Origin of the sequence: Pseudomonas sp. SW-3 (genome assembly GCF_016615645.1) — a bacterium.
In the GTDB taxonomy this organism is placed as follows: Bacteria; Pseudomonadota; Gammaproteobacteria; order Pseudomonadales; family Pseudomonadaceae; genus Aquipseudomonas; species Aquipseudomonas mandelii.
Map to the genome: position 1 here is coordinate 1,352,985 of NZ_CP067098.1, position 19,379 is coordinate 1,372,363.

Annotated in this window: 15 protein-coding genes; all 15 read left to right on the top strand. The window is 59.3% G+C overall.

Annotated elements, in window-relative coordinates:
* The 15 genes from uppS to JIO00_RS06020 all read left to right on the top strand — a co-directional run bounded on the left by uppS (position 1) and on the right by JIO00_RS06020 (position 19,374).
* The gene (uppS, locus tag JIO00_RS05950) at positions 1–756 is read left to right on the top strand and encodes a polyprenyl diphosphate synthase (protein WP_010462822.1); all 756 of its coding nucleotides are present in this window, start codon (positions 1–3) and stop codon (positions 754–756) included.
* The gene (locus JIO00_RS05955; RefSeq protein WP_010462821.1) at positions 756–1,562 is read left to right on the top strand and encodes a phosphatidate cytidylyltransferase; all 807 of its coding nucleotides are present in this window, start codon (positions 756–758) and stop codon (positions 1,560–1,562) included. The genes uppS and JIO00_RS05955 overlap by 1 nt, the downstream gene beginning before the upstream one ends.
* Positions 1,559–2,749, top strand: a complete 1,191-nt coding sequence (gene ispC / locus JIO00_RS05960; RefSeq protein WP_010462818.1) for a 1-deoxy-D-xylulose-5-phosphate reductoisomerase — start codon at positions 1,559–1,561, stop codon at positions 2,747–2,749. The genes JIO00_RS05955 and ispC overlap by 4 nt, the downstream gene beginning before the upstream one ends.
* Positions 2,750–2,802: 53 nt before the next feature.
* The gene (rseP, locus tag JIO00_RS05965; protein WP_010462816.1) at positions 2,803–4,155 is read left to right on the top strand and encodes a sigma E protease regulator RseP; all 1,353 of its coding nucleotides are present in this window, start codon (positions 2,803–2,805) and stop codon (positions 4,153–4,155) included.
* Positions 4,156–4,229: 74 nt separating this feature from the next.
* Entirely contained in the window at positions 4,230–6,620 is a 2,391-nt protein-coding gene (gene bamA / locus JIO00_RS05970; protein WP_200667799.1) for an outer membrane protein assembly factor BamA, read from the top strand.
* A gap of 45 nt (positions 6,621–6,665) precedes the next feature.
* On the top strand, positions 6,666–7,169 hold the full coding sequence (locus JIO00_RS05975) for an OmpH family outer membrane protein (protein ID WP_010462812.1): 504 nt from the start codon (positions 6,666–6,668) through the stop codon (positions 7,167–7,169).
* 3 nt (positions 7,170–7,172) lie between these two features.
* The gene (gene lpxD, locus JIO00_RS05980; protein WP_200667801.1) at positions 7,173–8,228 is read left to right on the top strand and encodes a UDP-3-O-(3-hydroxymyristoyl)glucosamine N-acyltransferase; all 1,056 of its coding nucleotides are present in this window, start codon (positions 7,173–7,175) and stop codon (positions 8,226–8,228) included.
* A gap of 108 nt (positions 8,229–8,336) precedes the next feature.
* Entirely contained in the window at positions 8,337–8,777 is a 441-nt protein-coding gene (gene fabZ / locus JIO00_RS05985) for a 3-hydroxyacyl-ACP dehydratase FabZ (protein WP_008154051.1), read from the top strand.
* Positions 8,774–9,550, top strand: coding sequence for an acyl-ACP--UDP-N-acetylglucosamine O-acyltransferase (gene lpxA / locus JIO00_RS05990; RefSeq protein WP_010462807.1), 777 nt, complete (start codon positions 8,774–8,776; stop codon positions 9,548–9,550). The genes fabZ and lpxA overlap by 4 nt, the downstream gene beginning before the upstream one ends.
* A gap of 2 nt (positions 9,551–9,552) precedes the next feature.
* Positions 9,553–10,683, top strand: a complete 1,131-nt coding sequence (gene lpxB / locus JIO00_RS05995) for a lipid-A-disaccharide synthase (RefSeq protein WP_077748331.1) — start codon at positions 9,553–9,555, stop codon at positions 10,681–10,683.
* Positions 10,684–10,694: 11 nt separating this feature from the next.
* Entirely contained in the window at positions 10,695–11,321 is a 627-nt protein-coding gene (gene rnhB, locus JIO00_RS06000) for a ribonuclease HII (RefSeq protein WP_010462803.1), read from the top strand.
* 76 nt (positions 11,322–11,397) lie between these two features.
* A complete protein-coding gene (dnaE, locus tag JIO00_RS06005) occupies positions 11,398–14,919 on the top strand; it encodes a DNA polymerase III subunit alpha (protein WP_010462801.1) in 3,522 nt (1,173 codons plus the stop codon).
* 139 nt (positions 14,920–15,058) lie between these two features.
* Complete coding sequence (locus tag JIO00_RS06010) at positions 15,059–16,006, top strand: acetyl-CoA carboxylase carboxyltransferase subunit alpha (RefSeq protein ID WP_010462799.1); 948 nt, start codon at positions 15,059–15,061, stop codon at positions 16,004–16,006.
* A gap of 133 nt (positions 16,007–16,139) precedes the next feature.
* The gene (gene tilS / locus JIO00_RS06015) at positions 16,140–17,468 is read left to right on the top strand and encodes a tRNA lysidine(34) synthetase TilS (RefSeq protein WP_200667803.1); all 1,329 of its coding nucleotides are present in this window, start codon (positions 16,140–16,142) and stop codon (positions 17,466–17,468) included.
* A 274-nt stretch (positions 17,469–17,742) separates the two neighbouring features.
* Positions 17,743–19,374, top strand: coding sequence for a CTP synthase (locus tag JIO00_RS06020; protein ID WP_010462795.1), 1,632 nt, complete (start codon positions 17,743–17,745; stop codon positions 19,372–19,374).
* The last annotated feature ends 5 nt before the right edge of the window (positions 19,375–19,379 follow it).

Below are 19,379 nucleotides of genomic sequence, written 5' to 3' on the forward strand. Positions count from 1 at the left end.
ATGGAAAAGACTAAGCAGACTGCGCCGTCCGCGGTGCCGCGCCATGTCGCGATCATCATGGATGGTAATAATCGCTGGGCGAAAAAACGCTTTATGCCGGGTGTCGCCGGGCATAAAGCGGGCGTGGATGCAGTTCGCGCAGTGATTGAGGTGTGTGCCGAGGCCGGGGTCGAGGTATTGACCCTGTTCGCCTTCTCCAGTGAGAACTGGCAGCGCCCGGCCGATGAAGTCAGTGCCTTGATGGATCTGTTCTTCAAGGCGTTGCGTCGCGAGGCCAAGCGCCTCAATGACAACAACATCAGTCTGCGCATCATCGGTGATCGTTCGCGCTTTCATCCCGAGCTTCAAGTGGCCATGCGTGAAGCCGAGGCGATGACTGCTGGTGCCAACCGCTTTGTCCTGCAGATTGCCGCCAACTACGGCGGCCAGTGGGACATTGCGCAAGCCGCGCAGCGTCTGGCGCGGGAGGTTCAGGCCGGGCACCTGCGTCCGGAGGACATCACTCCGGAGCTGTTGCAGACCTGTCTGGCCACCGGCGATCTGCCGTTGCCAGATTTGTGCATCCGCACCGGTGGCGAGCACCGCATCAGTAACTTCCTGCTCTGGCAACTGGCTTATGCCGAGTTGTACTTCTCCGACCTGTTCTGGCCGGACTTCAAACACGACGCCATGCGTAACGCGCTGGCCGATTTCGCTTCTCGCCAGCGTCGCTTCGGTAAAACGAGCGAGCAGGTCGAGGCTGGAGCCCGGGTTTAATGCTCAAACAACGAATCATCACCGCGCTGATCCTGCTGCCGATCGCTTTGTGCGGGTTTTTCCTGCTCGAAGGCACAGGTTTTGCGCTGTTCATCGGGCTGGTCGTGACCCTCGGCGCATGGGAGTGGGCTCGCCTGGCAGGCTTCAACGCCCAGCCGATTCGCGTGGCCTACGCGGTTGTGGTCGCCTTGATGTTGTTTGTCATGCACATCCTGCCGGGGCTCGCGCCCTGGGTATTGGGCGCTTCGGTGCTCTGGTGGGGTGTGGCGACGTATCTGGTGCTGACCTACCCGCGTTCCAGCGAGCACTGGTCCAGCGCCGCCTGCAAGCTGGTGATCGGTTTGCTGATCCTGCTGCCGGCCTGGCAGGGGCTGGTCCAGATCAAGCAGCAACCTTTGGGTAACTGGTTGATCATGGCGGTGATGGTCCTGGTCTGGGGTGCCGATATCGGCGCGTATTTTTCCGGCCGGGCCTTTGGCAAGCGCAAGCTGGCGCCGCAGGTCAGTCCTGGCAAGAGCTGGGAAGGCGTGTACGGCGGCTTGCTGTTGAGTCTGGTGATCACGGCGATCGTTGGTTTTGTGCGTGACTGGAGTTTCGTGCAAATGCTGATGGGCCTGATCGGTGCGGCAGTGATCGTTTTCATCTCGGTCGTGGGCGACCTCACCGAGAGCATGTTCAAGCGTCAATCGGGGATCAAGGACAGCAGTAACTTGCTGCCGGGCCACGGCGGGGTGCTGGATCGCATCGACAGCCTGACGGCCGCGATCCCGGTCTTTGCCGTGTTGTTGTGGATGGCTGCACCGTGAACCGCCCACAACAAATTACCGTTCTGGGGGCGACCGGCTCCATCGGTCTGAGCACCCTGGACGTGATCGCTCGCCATCCCGAGCGTTATCAGGTGTTCGCCTTGAGCGGTTTTACTCGCCTGAGTGAGCTGCTGGCTTTGTGCGTGCGTCATACGCCGCAGTTTGCCGTCGTGCCGGAAGCGGGCGCAGCCCGAGCCTTGCAGGTCGACTTGCGCGCCGCAGGCCTCTCGACCCGCGTGCTGGTTGGGGAGGAGGGGCTGTGTCAGGTGGCTTCCGACCCTGAGGTCGATGCGGTCATGGCGGCCATCGTCGGCGCGGCGGGCTTGCGTCCGACCCTGGCGGCAGTCGAGGCGGGCAAGAAGATTCTGCTGGCCAACAAAGAAGCGCTGGTCATGTCGGGTGCGCTGTTCATGCAGGCCGTGCGCAAAAGCGGTTCAGTGCTGCTGCCGATCGATAGCGAGCACAACGCGATTTTTCAATGCATGCCACAGGATTTCGCCCGCGGACTTGGCGCGGTGGGCGTGCGTCGGATTCTGCTGACAGCTTCTGGTGGTCCGTTCCGACAGACACCGATGGCCGAACTGGTGCATGTTTCCCCTGAGCAAGCGTGCGCTCATCCGAACTGGTCCATGGGGCGTAAGATTTCGGTTGATTCGGCCAGCATGATGAACAAAGGGCTCGAGTTGATCGAGGCCTGCTGGCTGTTCGACGCCAAGCCATCCCAGGTCGAAGTGGTGATTCATCCTCAGAGCGTGATTCATTCGCTGGTCGACTATATCGATGGCTCGGTACTGGCCCAGTTGGGCAATCCTGACATGCGCACGCCGATCGCCAACGCCCTGGCCTGGCCAGAGCGCATCGATTCTGGTGTGGCGCCATTGGATCTGTTTGCCATCGCGCGACTGGACTTCCAGGCGCCCGATGAAGAGCGTTTCCCTTGCCTGCGCCTTGCGCGTCAGGCTGCCGAAGCCGGCAATAGCGCGCCGGCCATGCTCAATGCGGCGAATGAAGTGGCTGTCGCGGCGTTTCTCGACGAGCGGGTTCGCTACCCGGAAATCGCGAGTATCATCGAGGAAGTGTTAAACCTTGAGCCGGTCGTTGCGGTGGATGATCTCGAGGCGGTGTTTACCGCCGACGCGAAAGCGCGGGTACTCGCCGAACAATGGTTGAGTCGTCACGGGCGGTAAGTGCTGCAATACGTTGACCCATGCGGCATTGGACAGGATTGCGGAGAAAGTAGATGAGCGCGCTCTATATGATTGTCGGCACCCTGGTTGCACTGGGCGTGCTGGTCACCTTCCACGAGTTTGGCCATTTCTGGGTCGCACGTCGCTGTGGGGTCAAAGTGCTGCGTTTCTCCGTAGGCTTCGGCATGCCGCTGCTGCGCTGGCACGACAAGAAAGGCACCGAGTTCGTGGTGGCTGCCATTCCGTTGGGCGGCTACGTGAAGATGCTCGACGAGCGCGAAGGTGATGTGCCAGCCGATCAGCTCGATCAATCCTTCAATCGCAAATCGGTCCGCCAGCGCATTGCCATCGTGGCTGCCGGACCGATCGCCAACTTTTTATTGGCAATGGCTTTTTTCTGGGTATTGGCCATGCTCGGCAGCGAGCAGGTGCGGCCGGTCATCGGTGCGGTCGAGTCCGGCAGTATCGCCGCCAAGGCCGGTCTGGGTGCTGGTCAGGAAATTATTGCCATCGATGGCGAGCCAACTTCTGGCTGGGCCGCAGTGAATCTGCAGCTGATCCGTCGTCTTGGCGAGAGCGGTTCTATTCAATTGCTGGTGCGTGAGCAGGGCTCCACGGCGGATTCACCCCGTGAGCTGATGCTGGATAAATGGCTCAAGGGTGCTGACGAACCGGATCCGATTCGTTCGCTGGGTATTCGCCCTTGGCGTCCGGCGTTGCCGCCCGTGCTGGCTGAGCTTGATTCGAAAGGGCCGGCACAGGCAGCGGGCCTGAAGACCGGTGATCGGTTGTTGGCACTTGATGGCAAGTCACTTGATGACTGGCAGCAGGTGGTCGACACAGTCCGTATGCATCCGGATACCAAAATCATGCTGCGCGTTGAGCGTGATGGTGCTCAAATCGACGTCCCTGTGACCTTGGCCGCTCGCGGCGAAAGCAAGGCGCCCACCGGTTATCTGGGCGCGGGGGTGAAAGCGGTTGATTGGCCACCAGAGATGATTCGCGAGGTCAGTTATGGCCCCGTGGCCGCAATTGGCGAGGGTGCACGACGCACCTGGACCATGAGCGTGCTGACCCTCGATTCGCTAAAGAAAATGTTGTTCGGCGAGCTCTCGGTAAAAAACTTGAGTGGACCGATAACCATTGCTAAAGTGGCGGGCGCTTCTGCCCAGTCGGGTGTCGCTGATTTCCTGAATTTCCTTGCTTATCTGAGTATTAGCCTGGGGGTTCTGAATTTGTTGCCCATTCCTGTACTGGATGGGGGACATTTGTTGTTTTATCTGATCGAGTGGGCGCGTGGTCGTCCCTTGTCGGATCGGGTGCAGGGTTGGGGGATACAGATCGGTATCAGTTTGGTGGTCGGGGTGATGTTGCTTGCTCTGGTCAATGATTTGGGCCGTCTGTAACACTTCGCTGAATTGCGAATCTGCCGCATTTTGCGGCAGTTTGTTTATTGCCAGTTGGAATAAGAAAGGACTTCATGAAACGTCTGCTGCTAACTGCGGTTCTCACCGTATTGATGATCGCCGAAGTTCACGCCGAGTCCTTCACTATCTCTGATATTCGCGTCAATGGCCTCCAGCGGGTCTCCGCGGGTAGCGTCTTTGGTGCTTTGCCGTTAAACGTCGGTGAACAGGCGGATGATCGTCGCCTGGTGGAATCCACTCGTGCGCTGTTCAAAACCGGGTTCTTTCAAGATATCCAGCTGGGCCGCGATGGCAACGTCCTTGTCATCACGGTAGTCGAGCGCCCGTCAGTCGCCAGTATCGAGATCGAAGGTAACAAGGCGATCTCTACTGAAGACCTGATGAAGGGACTCAAACAATCCGGTCTGGCCGAAGGCGAGATCTTCCAGCGTGCCACCCTCGAAGGTGTACGTAACGAACTGCAGCGCCAATATGTCGCCCAGGGTCGCTACTCCGCCACCGTCGACACCGAAGTGGTGCCGCAGCCGCGTAACCGCGTCGGCCTGAAGGTCAACATCAACGAAGGCACCGTTGCGGCTATCCAGCACATCAACGTGGTGGGTAACACGGTCTTCCCTGACGAAGACCTGATCGACCTGTTTGAATTGAAGACTACCAACTGGCTGTCGTTCTTCAAGAACGATGACAAGTACGCCCGTGAAAAACTGTCCGGTGACCTGGAGCGTCTGCGCTCCTACTACCTGGACCGTGGCTATATCAACATGGATATCGCTTCGACCCAGGTGTCCATTACTCCAGACAAGAAACACGTCTACATCACCGTCAACGTCAACGAAGGCGAGAAGTACACCGTTCGTGACGTCAAGCTGAGCGGCGACCTGAAAGTCCCTGAGGACCAGGTCAAGTCCCTGCTGCTGGTTCAGAAAGGCCAGGTATTCTCGCGCAAGCTGATGACCACCACGTCCGAGCTGATCACACGTCGCCTGGGTAACGAGGGTTACACCTTCGCCAACGTCAGCGGCGTGCCTCAGCCGAACGATGAAGACCACACGGTCGACATCACTTTTGCCGTCGATCCGGGCAAGCGTGCTTACGTCAACCGCATCAACTTCCGTGGCAATACCAAGTCCGAAGACGAAGTGTTACGCCGTGAAATGCGTCAGATGGAGGGCGGCTGGGCTTCGACCTACCTGATCGACCAATCCAAGACCCGTCTTGAGCGTCTGGGCTTCTTTAAAGAAGTCAACGTCGAAACCCCGGCTGTACCGGGTGTCGACGACCAGGTTGACGTGAACTACAGCGTTGAAGAACAGGCTTCCGGTTCCATTACCGCCAGCGTCGGTTTCGCTCAGAGCGCCGGTCTGATCCTCGGTGGTTCGATCACCCAGAACAACTTCCTGGGTACCGGTAACAAGGTCAGCATCGGTTTGACCCGCAGTGAATACCAGAGCCGTTATAACTTCGGTTATGTCGACCCGTACTGGACTGCAGATGGCGTGAGCCTGGGCTACAACGCTTTCTATCGCACCACTGACTACAAAGACCTTGATGTCGACGTAGCCAGCTATGCCGTAGACAGCCTGGGTGCTGGCGTCAACGTCGGCTACCCGATCAGCGAGACGTCGCGACTGACCTTTGGCCTGAGCGCGCAACAGGACAAGATCAAGACCGGTCAGTACACCGTTGACGAGATTTTCGACTTCGTTAACCGTGAAGGCGACAGCTACCTGAACTTCAAAGCGTCGGCCGGGTGGTCCGAGTCGACTTTGAACAAAGGTGTGCTGGCGACCCGTGGCCATTCCCAGAGTCTGACTCTGGAAACCACTACGCCGGGTAGCGACCTGTCGTTCTTTAAACTGGATTACCGTGGTCAGCTGTTCCAGCCAATCACCGAAAACTACACCGTTCGTCTTCACACCGAACTGGGCTACGGCGACGGTTACGGTTCGACCGATGGCTTGCCGTTCTATGAAAACTACTATGCTGGTGGTTTCAACTCGGTTCGTGGCTTTAAGGACAGTACCCTGGGGCCGCGCAGTACACCTAGCCGTGGTCAGGATGCAACGGGTAACGCCGGTACACTCGCCGACCCGGACCAGGATCCGCTGCCGTTCGGTGGTAACGTTCTGATCCAGGGTGGGGTCGAGTTGCTGTTCCCGCTGCCATTCGTCAAGGATCAGCGTTCCCTGCGTACTTCGGTATTCTGGGACGTGGGTAACGTATTCGATTCCAAGTGCGACAAAACGACAAACGCCAATGTCGGTTCGACCTCTCAAACAGAGTGCAACGACATCAGCTTGAGCAACGTTGCGAGCTCTGTCGGTGTCGGCGTGACCTGGGTCACCGCACTGGGTCCTCTGAGCTTCGCGTTGGCCATGCCGATCAAGAAACCGGATGACGCTGAGACTCAAGTGTTCCAATTCTCTCTCGGCCAGACGTTCTAAGCGTCTGCCCCAAAATAACGACAATGGATTTTGTAGGAGTACATCGTGCGTAAGTTGACTCAATTGGTTCTCCTGGCGACCGTACTGGTAGCAGGTCCGGCTTTTGCCGACATGAAAATCGCCGTTCTGAACTATCAGATGGCCCTGCTGGAATCCGACGCGGCCAAGAAATACGCCGTGGACGCCGAGAAGAAGTTTGGTCCGCAACTGTCCAAGCTCAAGACGCTGGAAAGCAGCGCCAAAGGCATCCAGGACCGTCTGATGGCTGGCGGCGACAAGATGCAGCAAGGCGAGCGTGAACGCCTTGAGCTCGAGTTCAAGCAAAAGGCCCGCGACTTCCAGTTCCAGTCCAAGGAGCTGAACGAAGCCAAAGCCGTTGCCGACCGTGAAATGCTGAAGCAGCTCAAGCCGAAACTGGACAGCGCTGTGGAAGAAGTCATCAAGAAAGGTGCTTTTGACCTGGTCTTCGAGCGTGGCGCAGTGATTGATGTCAAACCTCAGTACGACATCACTCGCCAGGTTATCGAGCGCATGAATCAGCTGAAGTAATCCATGACAGCGACTATAAAGCTCGGCCAGTTGGCCGAGTTCCTCGGCGCCACGCTACGTGGCGACCCGGAGAAAGAAATTACTGGGCTAGCCACTTTGCAAGAGGCTGGCCCAGCTCAGTTGAGCTTTCTCGCAAACCCCCAATACCGAAAATACCTGGCGGACTGCCGGGCTGCAGCGCTGTTGCTGAAGGCCGCTGACGCTGAAGGTTATGCCGGTAATGCGCTGGTGGTGCCTGATCCGTATCTGGCCTATGCGCGTATTTCCCATCTGTTCGATCCCAAGCCCAAGGCGCCGGCCGGTATTCATCCGACAGCGGTAGTGGCCGCGGACGCAGTGGTTGATCCGGCTGCGAGCATCGGTGCCTTTGCGGTGATCGAAAGCGGCGCGCGTATTGCTGCCGGTGTGACCGTGGGGGCGCATTGCTTCATCGGTGCCCGTAGCGAAATCGGCGAAGGCGGCTGGCTGGCCCCGCGGGTCACGCTGTACCACGACGTGCGCATCGGCAAGCGGGTAGTGATTCAGTCCGGTGCCGTGCTGGGTGGCGAAGGCTTCGGCTTTGCCAACGAGAAAGGTGTCTGGCAGAAAATCGCCCAGATCGGCGGTGTATTGGTCGGTGATGATGTGGAGATTGGCGTGAATACCGCTATCGATCGCGGTGCGCTGGCCGATACCTTACTGGGTAACGGTGTGAAGCTCGACAATCAGATTCAGATCGCCCACAACGTACAGGTTGGTGATCACACCGCCATGGCCGCGTGTGTGGGGATCTCCGGCAGCACCAAAATCGGCAAGCATTGCATGCTCGCCGGGGGCGTTGGGCTGGTGGGGCATATCGAAATTTGCGACAACGTTTTTATCACCGGGATGACCATGGTGACCCATTCGATTACCGAAAAGGGTTCCTATTCTTCCGGTACGGCGATGCAACCAGCCGCCGAATGGCGCAAAAGCGCGGCCCGTATCCGTCAGCTCGATGACATCGCGCGACGTCTGCGACAGCTGGAAAAGCGTGTAGGGGACGTGACCCCTGACGGTAATGCTTCATCAGATGGCTGATACCATTTCCATATCAAGTGTGCACAGCCGCTAGACTGCCTCCTTGATTTGCTAGAGGGGTGCGCGTCAGTCGCGCGCTCCCAATCTTTACATAGGCTTCCCCCCGAAATGATGGACATCAACGAGATTCGCGAATACCTGCCTCACCGTTACCCGTTCCTGCTGGTGGATCGGGTCGTGGATCTGGATGTGGAAGGCAAGCGCATTCGCGCCTACAAGAATGTCAGCATCAACGAACCGTTCTTCAATGGTCACTTCCCCGCGCATCCAATCATGCCGGGCGTACTGATCATCGAAGCGATGGCTCAGGCTGCCGGTATCCTTGGTTTCAAAATGCTCGACGTGAAGCCTGCCGACGGCACGCTCTACTACTTCGTCGGCTCCGACAAGCTGCGTTTTCGCCAGCCCGTCACTCCAGGCGATCAATTGATCCTCGAAGCCCGTTTCATCAGCTGCAAGCGTCAGATCTGGAAGTTCGAGTGCCAGGCTTCGGTCGATGGCAAGCCAGTCTGCTCCGCTGAAATCATCTGCGCGGAACGCAAACTATGAGTTTGATTGACCCTCGCGCAATCATCGATCCGACGGCCGTTCTGGCTGAAGGTGTCGAGGTCGGCCCATGGTCGATCGTCGGCGCAGGTGTGGAAATCGGCGAGGGGACAGTGATCGGGCCGCATGTGATTCTCAAGGGCCCGACCCGAATCGGTAAGCACAACCGTATCTACCAGTTTTCCTCGGTAGGTGAGGACACGCCCGATCTGAAATACAAAGGCGAAGAAACACGTCTGGTCATCGGTGACCACAACATCATCCGTGAAGGCGTGACGATTCACCGTGGCACGGTTCAGGACCGTTCGGAAACGACCCTGGGCGATCACAACCTGATCATGGCCTATGCCCACATCGGCCACGACAGTGTCATCGGTAACCACTGCATCCTCGTCAACAACACTGCGTTGGCTGGCCATGTGCACGTTGAAGACTGGGCGATCCTGTCCGGCTTTACCCTGGTTCACCAGTATTGCCACATCGGCGCCCACAGCTTTTCCGGCATGGGTACCGCCATTGGCAAGGACGTTCCAGCCTACGTCACGGTGTTCGGCAACCCGGCCGAAGCCCGTAGCATGAACTTCGAAGGCATGCGCCGTCGTGGTTTCAGCGAAGACGCGATCCACGCCCTGCGTCGTGCCTATAAGGTGGTTTACCGCCAAGGCCTGACGGTTGAGCAGGCACTCACCGAATTGGCCGAGCCTTCGGACCAGTTCCCGGAAGTCGCGGTGTTCCGTGATTCCATCCAGTCTTCGACCCGCGGCATCACACGTTAATCATGGCTAATCTGCGTATTGCGCTGGTGGCGGGTGAGGCTTCCGGTGACATTCTGGGCGCGGGCATCATGCGCGCACTCAAGGCTCAGCATCCGGCAGTGGAGTTCATCGGTGTCGGTGGTCCGCTGATGCAGGCCGAAGGCCTGACTTCGTATTTCCCGATGGAACGTCTTTCGGTCATGGGCCTGGTGGAAGTGCTGGGTCGATTGCGTGAACTGATGGCGCGTCGCAAAAAGCTGATCGCCGACCTGATCGCCGAAAAGCCGGACGCATTTATCGGCATCGATGCCCCGGACTTCAACCTCACTATCGAACTCAAGCTGCGTCAGGCCGGGATCAAGACCGTGCATTACGTCAGCCCGTCGGTGTGGGCGTGGCGGCAGAAGCGGGTGCTGAAGATTCGCGAAGGCTGCGACCTGATGCTGACGCTGTTTCCATTCGAAGCGAAATTCTACGAAGAAAAGGGCGTGCCGGTGCGGTTTGTCGGGCATTCCCTGGCTGATGCGATCCCGCTTGAAGCCGATCGCGCCGCCGCTCGGGCCGAACTCGGCTTGCCGGACGGACCGCTGGTTGCGTTGATGCCGGGCAGTCGTGGCGGCGAAGTCGGCCGTCTCGGTGCGTTGTTCCTCGATACCGCCCAACGCCTGCGGGCCTTGCGCCCCGGCGTTCGGTTCGTCATGCCTTGCGCCAGCCCGGAACGCCGCGCGCAGCTTGAAGAGTTGCTGGCCGGTCGCGATCTGCCGCTGACCCTGCTCGATGGCAAATCCCATCTGGCCCTTGCCGCCTGCGACGCCGTGTTGATTGCCTCCGGCACGGCGACCCTTGAAGCGCTGTTGTACAAGCGGCCGATGGTGGTCGCTTATCGCCTGGCGCCGCTGACGTTCTGGATTCTCAAGCGCATGGTGAAAAGCCCCTACATCTCGTTGCCGAACTTGCTGGCCCAACGCCTTTTGGTGCCCGAGTTGCTGCAAGACGACGCAACGGTCGAAGCCCTGGCCCAGACCTTGTCACCGTTGATCGAGGGTGGCGAAGAACAGACCCGTGGCTTCGACGAAATCCACCGGACCTTGCGTCTGGATGCCTCCAACCAGGCGGCGGATGCCGTGCTGAAACTGATTGGCCCAGTACAATGAGTAAAACAAGCATGCAAATGGGGCTGGATTTCACCTTGGTCGCTGAAGTGGAAGATCTGGTTGCCGGTGTCGACGAAGTCGGTCGCGGCCCGCTCTGCGGCGCCGTGGTCACGGCTGCGGTAATTCTCGATCCGAATCGGCCGATTCTTGGTCTGAACGACTCGAAGAAACTCACCGAAGCCCGCCGCGAAAAGCTCTACGACGAAATTTGCGAAAAAGCCCTGAGCTGGTGCATCGCCCGGGCCGAAGTTGAAGAAATCGATGAGCTGAATATTCTGCATGCCACCATGTTGGCCATGCAGCGCGCGATCGAAGGGCTGCACATCCAGCCGAAACTGGCGATGATCGACGGCAACCGCTGCCCGAAACTGTCCATGCGCGCCGAAGCGGTGGTGCAGGGCGACGGCAAGGTGCCGGCCATCGCTGCGGCGTCGATTCTGGCCAAGGTCAGCCGTGACCGTGAAATGGCCGCTTTCGAATTGATTTACCCGGGTTACGGGATCGGCGGCCACAAAGGCTACCCGACCCCCGTTCATCTGGAAGCTCTGGCCCGATTGGGGCCAACGCCGATTCACCGTCGTTCTTTCGCCCCGGTGCGCCTGGCTTACGAGGCTCGCGAAAACCTGATCGAGAGTTAGTCGCGAGGCTGATGTTTTACTCAAGGCCCGGTACAATCCGGGCCTTGTTGTCTTCACGTTTCTAGACAGGATCACTATGCCGGCTTCATTCGTTCATCTACGCCTGCACACTGAATACTCCCTGGTCGACGGTCTGGTGCGGATCAAACCGCTGGTCAAGACCCTGGTCGGCATGAACATGCCTGCCGTCGCGGTCACCGACCAGAACAACATGTGTTCCCTGGTCAAATTCTATAAAGCCGCCATGGGCGCAGGCATCAAGCCGATCTGCGGTGCCGACCTGTGGTTGTCGAACAAGGACCCGGACAACGCCCTGAGCCGGATCAGCCTGCTGGTGATGAACGCTGTCGGCTATCGCAACCTCACCGAACTGATTTCCCGCGGCTTCATCGACGGCCAGCGCAATGGCTCGGTCATCATCGAGCGCGAGTGGGTGGCCGAAGCCAGCGAAGGCTTGATCATGCTGTCGGCGGCCAAAGAGGGCGAGATCGGCCTGGCCATGCTCAGCGGCAATCCGGCAGAAGCGGAAAACCTCGCGCGCGAATGGATGGCCGTGTTCCCGGATCGTTTCTATCTGGAGATCCAGCGCACCAACCGCCCCAACGACGAAGAGCAGTTGCACGGCGCCGTGGCGCTGGCCGAGAAGATCGGTGCGCCGCTGGTCGCCACCAACGACGTGCGTTTCATCAAGCAGGAAGACTTTGCCGCTCACGAAACCCGCGTCTGCATCGGTGAGGGTCGCGCCCTCGACGATCCGCGGCGTTCGAAGAATTACAGCGATCAGCAATACCTCAAAAGCGCCGAGGAAATGGCCGAGCTGTTCAGCGACATTCCCGAAGCGCTGGCCAACACCGTCGAGATCGCCAAGCGCTGCAACATCGAAGTGAAGCTGGGCACTCATTTCCTGCCCAACTTCCCGATCCCTGATGGCATGACCATCGACGAGTATTTCCGCAAGGTCTCGTTCGATGGCCTGGAAGAGCGCCTCAGCGTTCTGCTGCCCCGAGACACCACCGAAGACTACGAAACCAAGCGTCAGGTCTACGTCGACCGGTTGAATTTCGAACTGGATATCATCATCCAGATGGGCTTCCCCGGTTACTTCCTGATCGTGATGGACTTCATCCAGTGGGCCAAGAGCAACGGCGTGCCGGTCGGGCCTGGCCGGGGGTCGGGTGCCGGGTCGCTGGTGGCCTATGTGCAGAAGATCACCGACCTCGATCCGCTGGAATATGACCTGCTGTTCGAACGTTTCCTTAACCCGGAACGGGTTTCCATGCCCGACTTCGACGTCGACTTCTGCATGGACGGTCGTGACCGTGTGATCGACTACGTGGCCGAGAAATACGGCCGTAATGCGGTGAGCCAGATCATCACCTTCGGTTCCATGGCCGCCAAGGCGGTGGTCCGAGACGTGGCGCGGGTGCAGGGCAAGTCCTACGGTCTGGCGGATCGTCTGTCGAAGATGATTCCGTTCGAAGTCGGCATGACCCTGGAAAAAGCCTACGAGCAGGAAGAAATCCTGCGCGACTTCATCAAGGTCGATGAAGAAGCCGCAGAAATCTGGGAAATGGCGCGCAAGCTTGAAGGCGTTGTACGTAACGTCGGCAAGCACGCCGGTGGTGTGGTGATCGCGCCGACCAAGCTGACTGACTTCTCGCCGATTTATTGCGATGAGGCCGGCGACGGTCTGGTGACCCAGTTCGACAAAGACGACGTTGAAGCCGCCGGCCTGGTGAAGTTCGACTTCCTGGGCCTGCGGACCCTGACGGTCATCGACTGGGCGCTGAAAACCATCAACCGCGACCGCGCCAAGGTCGATCAGCCGCCGCTGGATATCGCGTTCATCCCGCTGGATGACAAACCGACCTACCAGCTGCTGCAAAAAGCTGAAACCACCGCGGTGTTCCAGCTTGAATCGCGCGGCATGAAAGAGCTGATCAAAAAGCTCAAGCCCGACTGCCTGGAAGACTTGATCGCACTGGTGGCCCTGTTTCGTCCGGGCCCTTTGCAATCGGGCATGGTGGACGACTTTATCAACCGTAAGCACGGTCGCGCCGAACTCGCGTACCCGCACTCGGACTACCAGTACGAAGGCCTCAAGCCCGTATTGGCACCGACTTACGGCATCATCCTGTATCAGGAACAGGTGATGCAGATTGCCCAGGTCATGGCCGGTTACACCCTCGGCGGCGCGGACATGCTGCGTCGGGCCATGGGTAAGAAAAAGCCGGAAGAAATGGCCAAGCAGCGCGGCGGTTTCATTGACGGTTGCAAGACCAACAATATCGACGCCGACCTGGCCGGTAACATTTTCGACCTGGTAGAAAAATTCGCCGGTTACGGCTTCAACAAATCCCACTCCGCCGCTTATGGCCTGGTTTCATACCAGACCGCTTGGCTGAAGACGCACTACCCGGCGCCGTTCATGGCCGCGGTACTGTCTGCGGATATGCACAACACCGACAAGGTCGTGACCTTGATCGAAGAAATTCGCACCATGAAGCTGCGTCTCGACGCGCCGGATGTGAATACTTCCGAGTTCAAGTTCACGGTGAATGACGAAGGCCGGATTATTTACGGCCTCGGTGCGATCAAGGGGGTGGGCGAAGGCCCGGTCGAGGCGATTACCGAGGCGCGTCAGGACGGTCCGTTCAAGGACCTGTTCGATTTCTGTGCCCGTGTCGACCTCAAGCGAATCAACAAGCGCACCCTGGACGGTTTGATCCGCAGCGGTGCACTGGATCGTCTGGGGCCTTATTTCCATGACGAGCAGAAAGCCTATCAGGCCAATATCGACCGTAACCGGGCGGTCTTGCTGAACGCCATGGAAGGGGCGATCAAGGCGGCCGAACAAACCGCGCGTACCCATGACAGCGGTCATGTCGACCTGTTTGGTGGTCTGTTCGTTGAAGAAGACGCCGACGTCTACGCCAATCACCGCAAAGCCAAGGAGCTGACCCTCAAGGAGCGCCTGAAAGGGGAGAAAGACACCCTCGGCCTGTACCTGACTGGTCACCCGATTGACGAGTACGAAGGCGAAATCCGCCGTTTTGCCCGTCAGCGCATCATTGACCTGAAGCCGGCTCGTGATACGCAAACCGTCGCCGGCATGATCATCGCCTTGCGGGTGATGAAGAACAAAAAGGGCGACAAGATGGGGTTCATCACCCTCGACGATCGCTCCGGGCGGATCGAGGCTTCGCTGTTTGCCGAAGCGTTCCACTCGGCGCAATCGCTGTTGCAGACCGATGCGATGGTGGTGGTCGAAGGCGAAGTCAGCAACGACGACTTCTCCGGCGGCCTGCGGCTGCGGGTCAAGCGGGTGATGAGCATGGAAGATGCGCGCACCAACCTCGCCGAAAGCCTGCGCCTGAAGCTGCAGACCAAGGATTTGAAGGGCGATCAGCTACGCTGGCTGGGTGAGTTGTTCAAGCGTCATCGCGGCGCGTGCCCGATCACCATGGAGTACACGAGCCCCGATGCGAAGGCCTTGCTGCAGTTTGGCGAGACCTGGCGGATCGATCCGGCGGATGCGTTGATTCAAGCCCTGCGTGACCAGTTCGGGCGAGACAACGTCTTCCTCCAATACCGTTGACGGTCGGGGCTGTCTGTAGGCTCCGATCTCGACCAGAATTTTTAATCTCGACCTGAACGCGCCTGTCCCTTAAGGTAGGGCGCGAATAGACAACCGGCCGGCCCAAGCTCTCTTGGACGTCGACCCAAGACGGACGCCTATGAACCCGAATTTTCTAGATTTCGAACAGCCGATCGCCGACCTGCAAGCCAAGATCGAAGAGTTGCGCTTGGTCGGTAACGACAATTCGCTGAATATCGGCGATGAGATCTCCCGCCTGCAGGACAAAAGCAGCACGCTGACCGAAGACATCTTCGGCAAGCTGACCAGCTGGCAGATCGCACGTCTCGCGCGTCACCCGAAACGTCCGTATACCCTGGACTACATCGAACACATCTTCACCGAGTTCGACGAACTGCATGGCGACCGTCACTTCTCCGACGACGCTGCGATCGTCGGCGGCATTGCCCGTCTGGACGATCAGCCGGTGATGATCATCGGCCACCAGAAAGGCCGTGAAGTGCGCGAGAAAGTCCGCCGCAACTTCGGTATGCCGCGTCCGGAAGGCTACCGCAAGGCGTGCCGCCTGATGGAAATGGCCGAACGTTTCAAAATGCCGATCCTGACCTTCATCGACACGCCGGGCGCTTACCCTGGCATCGATGCTGAGGAGCGTAACCAGAGCGAGGCGATTGCCTGGAACCTGCGCGTCATGGCCCGCCTGAAAACCCCAATCATCGCCACCGTGATCGGTGAAGGTGGTTCGGGTGGCGCGCTGGCGATCGGCGTCTGCGATCAACTGAACATGCTGCAGTACTCGACCTACGCGGTGATCTCGCCGGAAGGTTGCGCTTCGATTCTGTGGAAGACCGCCGAGAAAGCGCCGGACGCGGCTGAAGCCATGGGCATCACCGCCGAGCGCCTGAAAGGCCTGGGCATCGTCGACAAAGTGATCGGCGAGCCATTGGGCGGCGCTCACCGCGATCCGGCAGCGGCGGCGGCTTCGATCCGTGCCGAGCTGAGTTCGCAACTGGCGATGCTGAAGAAGTTCGATAACGAGGCGCTGCTGGCCCGTCGTTACGAGCGTCTGATGAGCTACGGTCTCTGATCTGACCGCGCTTCACCCATGTGGGAGCGAGCCTGCTCGCGAAAGCGGTATAACAGCCAACAGATAAGTTGAATGTTAAGCCGCCATCGCGAGCAGGCTCGCTCCCACATTTGATTTGTGCGAAGTGATGGATATGAGTCTGCCAACCCGTGATCTCTCCACCAGGCTTCTGCTGAATCTCGCGCCGTGGCGCAACGCCACAACCTGGCGCGTCGCCTTCTCCGGCGGACTCGACTCCACCGTCCTGCTGCACCTCCTTGCCCACCTCGCAAAAACCCAATCCCTGCCGGCGCTCAGCGCCATTTATGTTCACCACGGCCTTCAGGCTGCGGCTGATGCGTGGCCGCAACATTGTCAGTCGGTCTGTGACGCGCTGGGTGTGCCGCTGCAGGTGGTTCACGTTCAGGTTCAGCCCGGCGCCAGCCTTGAGCGTGCCGCCCGGGATGCGCGCTATGGCGCCTTCGTTGAAGCCACTCAAGCCAATGAGCTGCTTCTCACCGCGCAGCACCGGGACGACCAAGCGGAAACCCTGTTGTTTCGGCTGTTGCGCGGGGCAGGGGTGAGGGGCTTGTCGGGCATGCCGCGCGAGCGCGTCCTGGGTCGCGGGCATCTTTTGCGTCCGTTGCTCGATGTCACACGCGCCGAGCTTGAGGCTTTTGCGGCCGAGCACCGGTTGAGCTGGATCGAGGACCCTTCGAACCAGGACCGTCAGTTCTCACGCAACTATCTGCGGCATCAAGTGTTCCCGGTATTGACCGAGCGCTGGCCGCAAGCGACGGCGACCATGGCTCGCACTGCCGCGCATCTGAGCGAAGCGCAGGGGTTGCTCGATGAGCTGGCCCACATCGATCTGGCCAGCGCCAATACCGCCAATGAATTCGATTGGCTGGGTTTGCCATCCCTGGAGTTGGCGCCGCTGGTCAGGCTTTCTGCCGCGCGCCAGCGCAACGCATTGAGTCACTGGCTTGCAGCATTGACGCGACTGCCGGATAGCGACCATTGGTCGGGTTGGGATGATTTGCGCGATGCCACGGGGGATGCCCGTCCGGTCTGGCGATTGGCGGAGGGCGAATTGCATCGGGCGGGCGGGCGTATCTGGTGGCTGTCGGGTCGTTGGCTGCGCGTTCCCCCCCCAGTTGGCCTTTGGACTGATCCTTCGACAACGCTGGTTTTACCGGAAAACGGCGAGCTTACGATCACCGGCCAAATCCCCGCCGGCCCGCTGCAAATCCGCTATCGTGAAGGAGGCGAGGTCATGAATCTGCCTGAGCGCGGCCACCGGGATCTCAAGCGTTTGCTCAACGAACGCGGGGTTCCGGGCTTCGTCCGTGGCAGATTGCCGCTGCTTTACCGGGACGCGCAATTGCTGGCGGTGGCCAACCTGCGGGGCCTCGATGGCAACGAGCAGGAGGGCTGGCATTTGCAGTGGGACCCACTGAGCGAAGATCAAGGTTTGAGCTGAAAGGGGCTTTCCGGTAGACTACGCTCCCTTCTTGATACAACTTCTGTGGATTCGCCTGAATTACAGAAGTTGCCGATTACCAAGCAGTCTTTGCTGGGCGATTCCAAAAAATGTGTAGCGAGCAACGTACCGGTGTTTCATCTGCCGGTCTGTCCCAACGCGGCGGTTTTTTTGAAAGGTGCACTGTGATTAATGCAGGTGATCGGGGGCTTCGGCCTTCCTTCGCTTTCCCCGGCGGCTCGGACCGCTTTAACGCAGACTTCTAGGGTTTTTCATGACGCGCTACATATTCGTCACGGGCGGTGTTGTTTCTTCATTGGGGAAAGGCATTGCCTCGGCTTCATTGGCGGCCATCCTGGAGGCGCGGGGACTTAAGGTCACCATGCTGAAGCTGGACCCGTACATCAACGTTGACCCGGGCACCATGAGCCCGTTCCAGCACGGTGAAGTGTTCGTCACCCACGACGGCGCCGAGACCGACCTGGACCTGGGCCACTACGAGCGGTTCATCCGCACGACCATGACCCAGAACAACAACTTCACCACCGGCCGTGTCTACGAACACGTCCTGCGCAAAGAGCGCCGTGGTGATTACCTGGGTGCAACCATCCAGGTGATCCCGCACATCACCGACGAAATCAAGCGCCGCATCATCAAGGGTGCCGGCGATGCCGACGTGGCGATGGTCGAGATCGGTGGCACCGTGGGTGACATCGAGTCGCAACCGTTCCTCGAAGCGATCCGTCAATTGCGTTTCGAAGTCGGCGCCAAGCGCGCGATGCTGATGCACCTGACGCTGGTGCCGTACATCGCCACTGCCGGCGAAACCAAAACCAAACCAACCCAGCACTCGGTCAAGGAACTGCGTTCCATCGGCCTGCAGCCAGACGTGCTGGTGTGCCGTTCCGATCACCCGATCGACATCTCGTCGCGTCGCAAGATCGCGCAGTTCACCAACGTTGAAGAACGTGCGGTGATCGCGCTGGAAGATGCCGACACCATCTACAAGATCCCGGGCATCCTGCACTCCCAGGGCCTGGACGATTTCGTCGTCGAGCGTTTCGGCCTGCAATGCGGCAGCGCGGACCTGTCCGAGTGGGAAGCGGTGGTTGACGCCAAGCTGAACCCGGAACACGAAGTCACCATCGCGATGGTCGGCAAGTACATGGAACTGCTGGACGCCTACAAGTCGCTGATCGAAGCGATGAGTCACGCCGGCATCAGCAACCGCACCAAGGTCAACCTGCGCTACATCGATTCCGAAGACATCGAAAACCAGGGCACCGCGCTGCTGGAAGGTGTCGACGCGATCCTCGTACCGGGCGGCTTCGGTCTGCGTGGCGTGGAAGGCAAGATCACCGCCGTTCAATACGCTCGCGAAAACAAGGTTCCGTACCTCGGCATCTGCCTGGGCATGCAAGTGGCCGTGATCGAGTTCGCTCGTAACGTGCTGGGCTGGAAAGACGCCAACTCCACCGAGTTCGATCGCGCCAGCGGTCATCCGGTCGTGGGTCTGATCACCGAGTGGGAAGATGCCACCGGCGCCGTCGAAACCCGTACCGAATCGTCCGACCTGGGCGGCACCATGCGCCTCGGCGCTCAGGATTGCCTGCTGGAACCGGGTTCCCTGGTGCACGATTGCTACGCCAAGGACGTGATCGTCGAGCGTCACCGTCATCGCTACGAAGTGAACAACAACCTGCTGCCGCAAATCATGGAAGCCGGCCTGAAAATCTCCGGTCGTTCCGGTGATGGCGCGCTGGTCGAAGTGGTTGAAGCCCCGGATCATCCATGGTTCGTCGCTTGCCAGTTCCACCCTGAGTTCACCTCGACACCACGCGACGGTCACCCGTTGTTCAGCGGTTTCGTTAAAGCAGCTTTGGTTCAACACCAGAAGAAGGCGTAAATCCG

What these genes read in the sequence shown, in the direction of transcription:
- uppS (WP_010462822.1), top strand. Translation starts at nt 1, where the DNA reads ATGGAAAAGACTAAGCAGACTGCGCCGTCCGCGGTGCCGCGCCATGTC.
- JIO00_RS05955 (WP_010462821.1), top strand. Translation starts at nt 756, where the DNA reads ATGCTCAAACAACGAATCATCACCGCGCTGATCCTGCTGCCGATCGCT.
- rseP (WP_010462816.1), top strand. Translation starts at nt 2,803, where the DNA reads ATGAGCGCGCTCTATATGATTGTCGGCACCCTGGTTGCACTGGGCGTG.
- bamA (WP_200667799.1), top strand. Translation starts at nt 4,230, where the DNA reads ATGAAACGTCTGCTGCTAACTGCGGTTCTCACCGTATTGATGATCGCC.
- lpxD (WP_200667801.1), top strand. Translation starts at nt 7,173, where the DNA reads ATGACAGCGACTATAAAGCTCGGCCAGTTGGCCGAGTTCCTCGGCGCC.
- fabZ (WP_008154051.1), top strand. Translation starts at nt 8,337, where the DNA reads ATGATGGACATCAACGAGATTCGCGAATACCTGCCTCACCGTTACCCG.
- lpxA (WP_010462807.1), top strand. Translation starts at nt 8,774, where the DNA reads ATGAGTTTGATTGACCCTCGCGCAATCATCGATCCGACGGCCGTTCTG.
- lpxB (WP_077748331.1), top strand. Translation starts at nt 9,553, where the DNA reads ATGGCTAATCTGCGTATTGCGCTGGTGGCGGGTGAGGCTTCCGGTGAC.
- rnhB (WP_010462803.1), top strand. Translation starts at nt 10,695, where the DNA reads ATGCAAATGGGGCTGGATTTCACCTTGGTCGCTGAAGTGGAAGATCTG.
- dnaE (WP_010462801.1), top strand. Translation starts at nt 11,398, where the DNA reads ATGCCGGCTTCATTCGTTCATCTACGCCTGCACACTGAATACTCCCTG.
- JIO00_RS06010 (WP_010462799.1), top strand. Translation starts at nt 15,059, where the DNA reads ATGAACCCGAATTTTCTAGATTTCGAACAGCCGATCGCCGACCTGCAA.
- tilS (WP_200667803.1), top strand. Translation starts at nt 16,140, where the DNA reads ATGAGTCTGCCAACCCGTGATCTCTCCACCAGGCTTCTGCTGAATCTC.
- JIO00_RS06020 (WP_010462795.1), top strand. Translation starts at nt 17,743, where the DNA reads ATGACGCGCTACATATTCGTCACGGGCGGTGTTGTTTCTTCATTGGGG.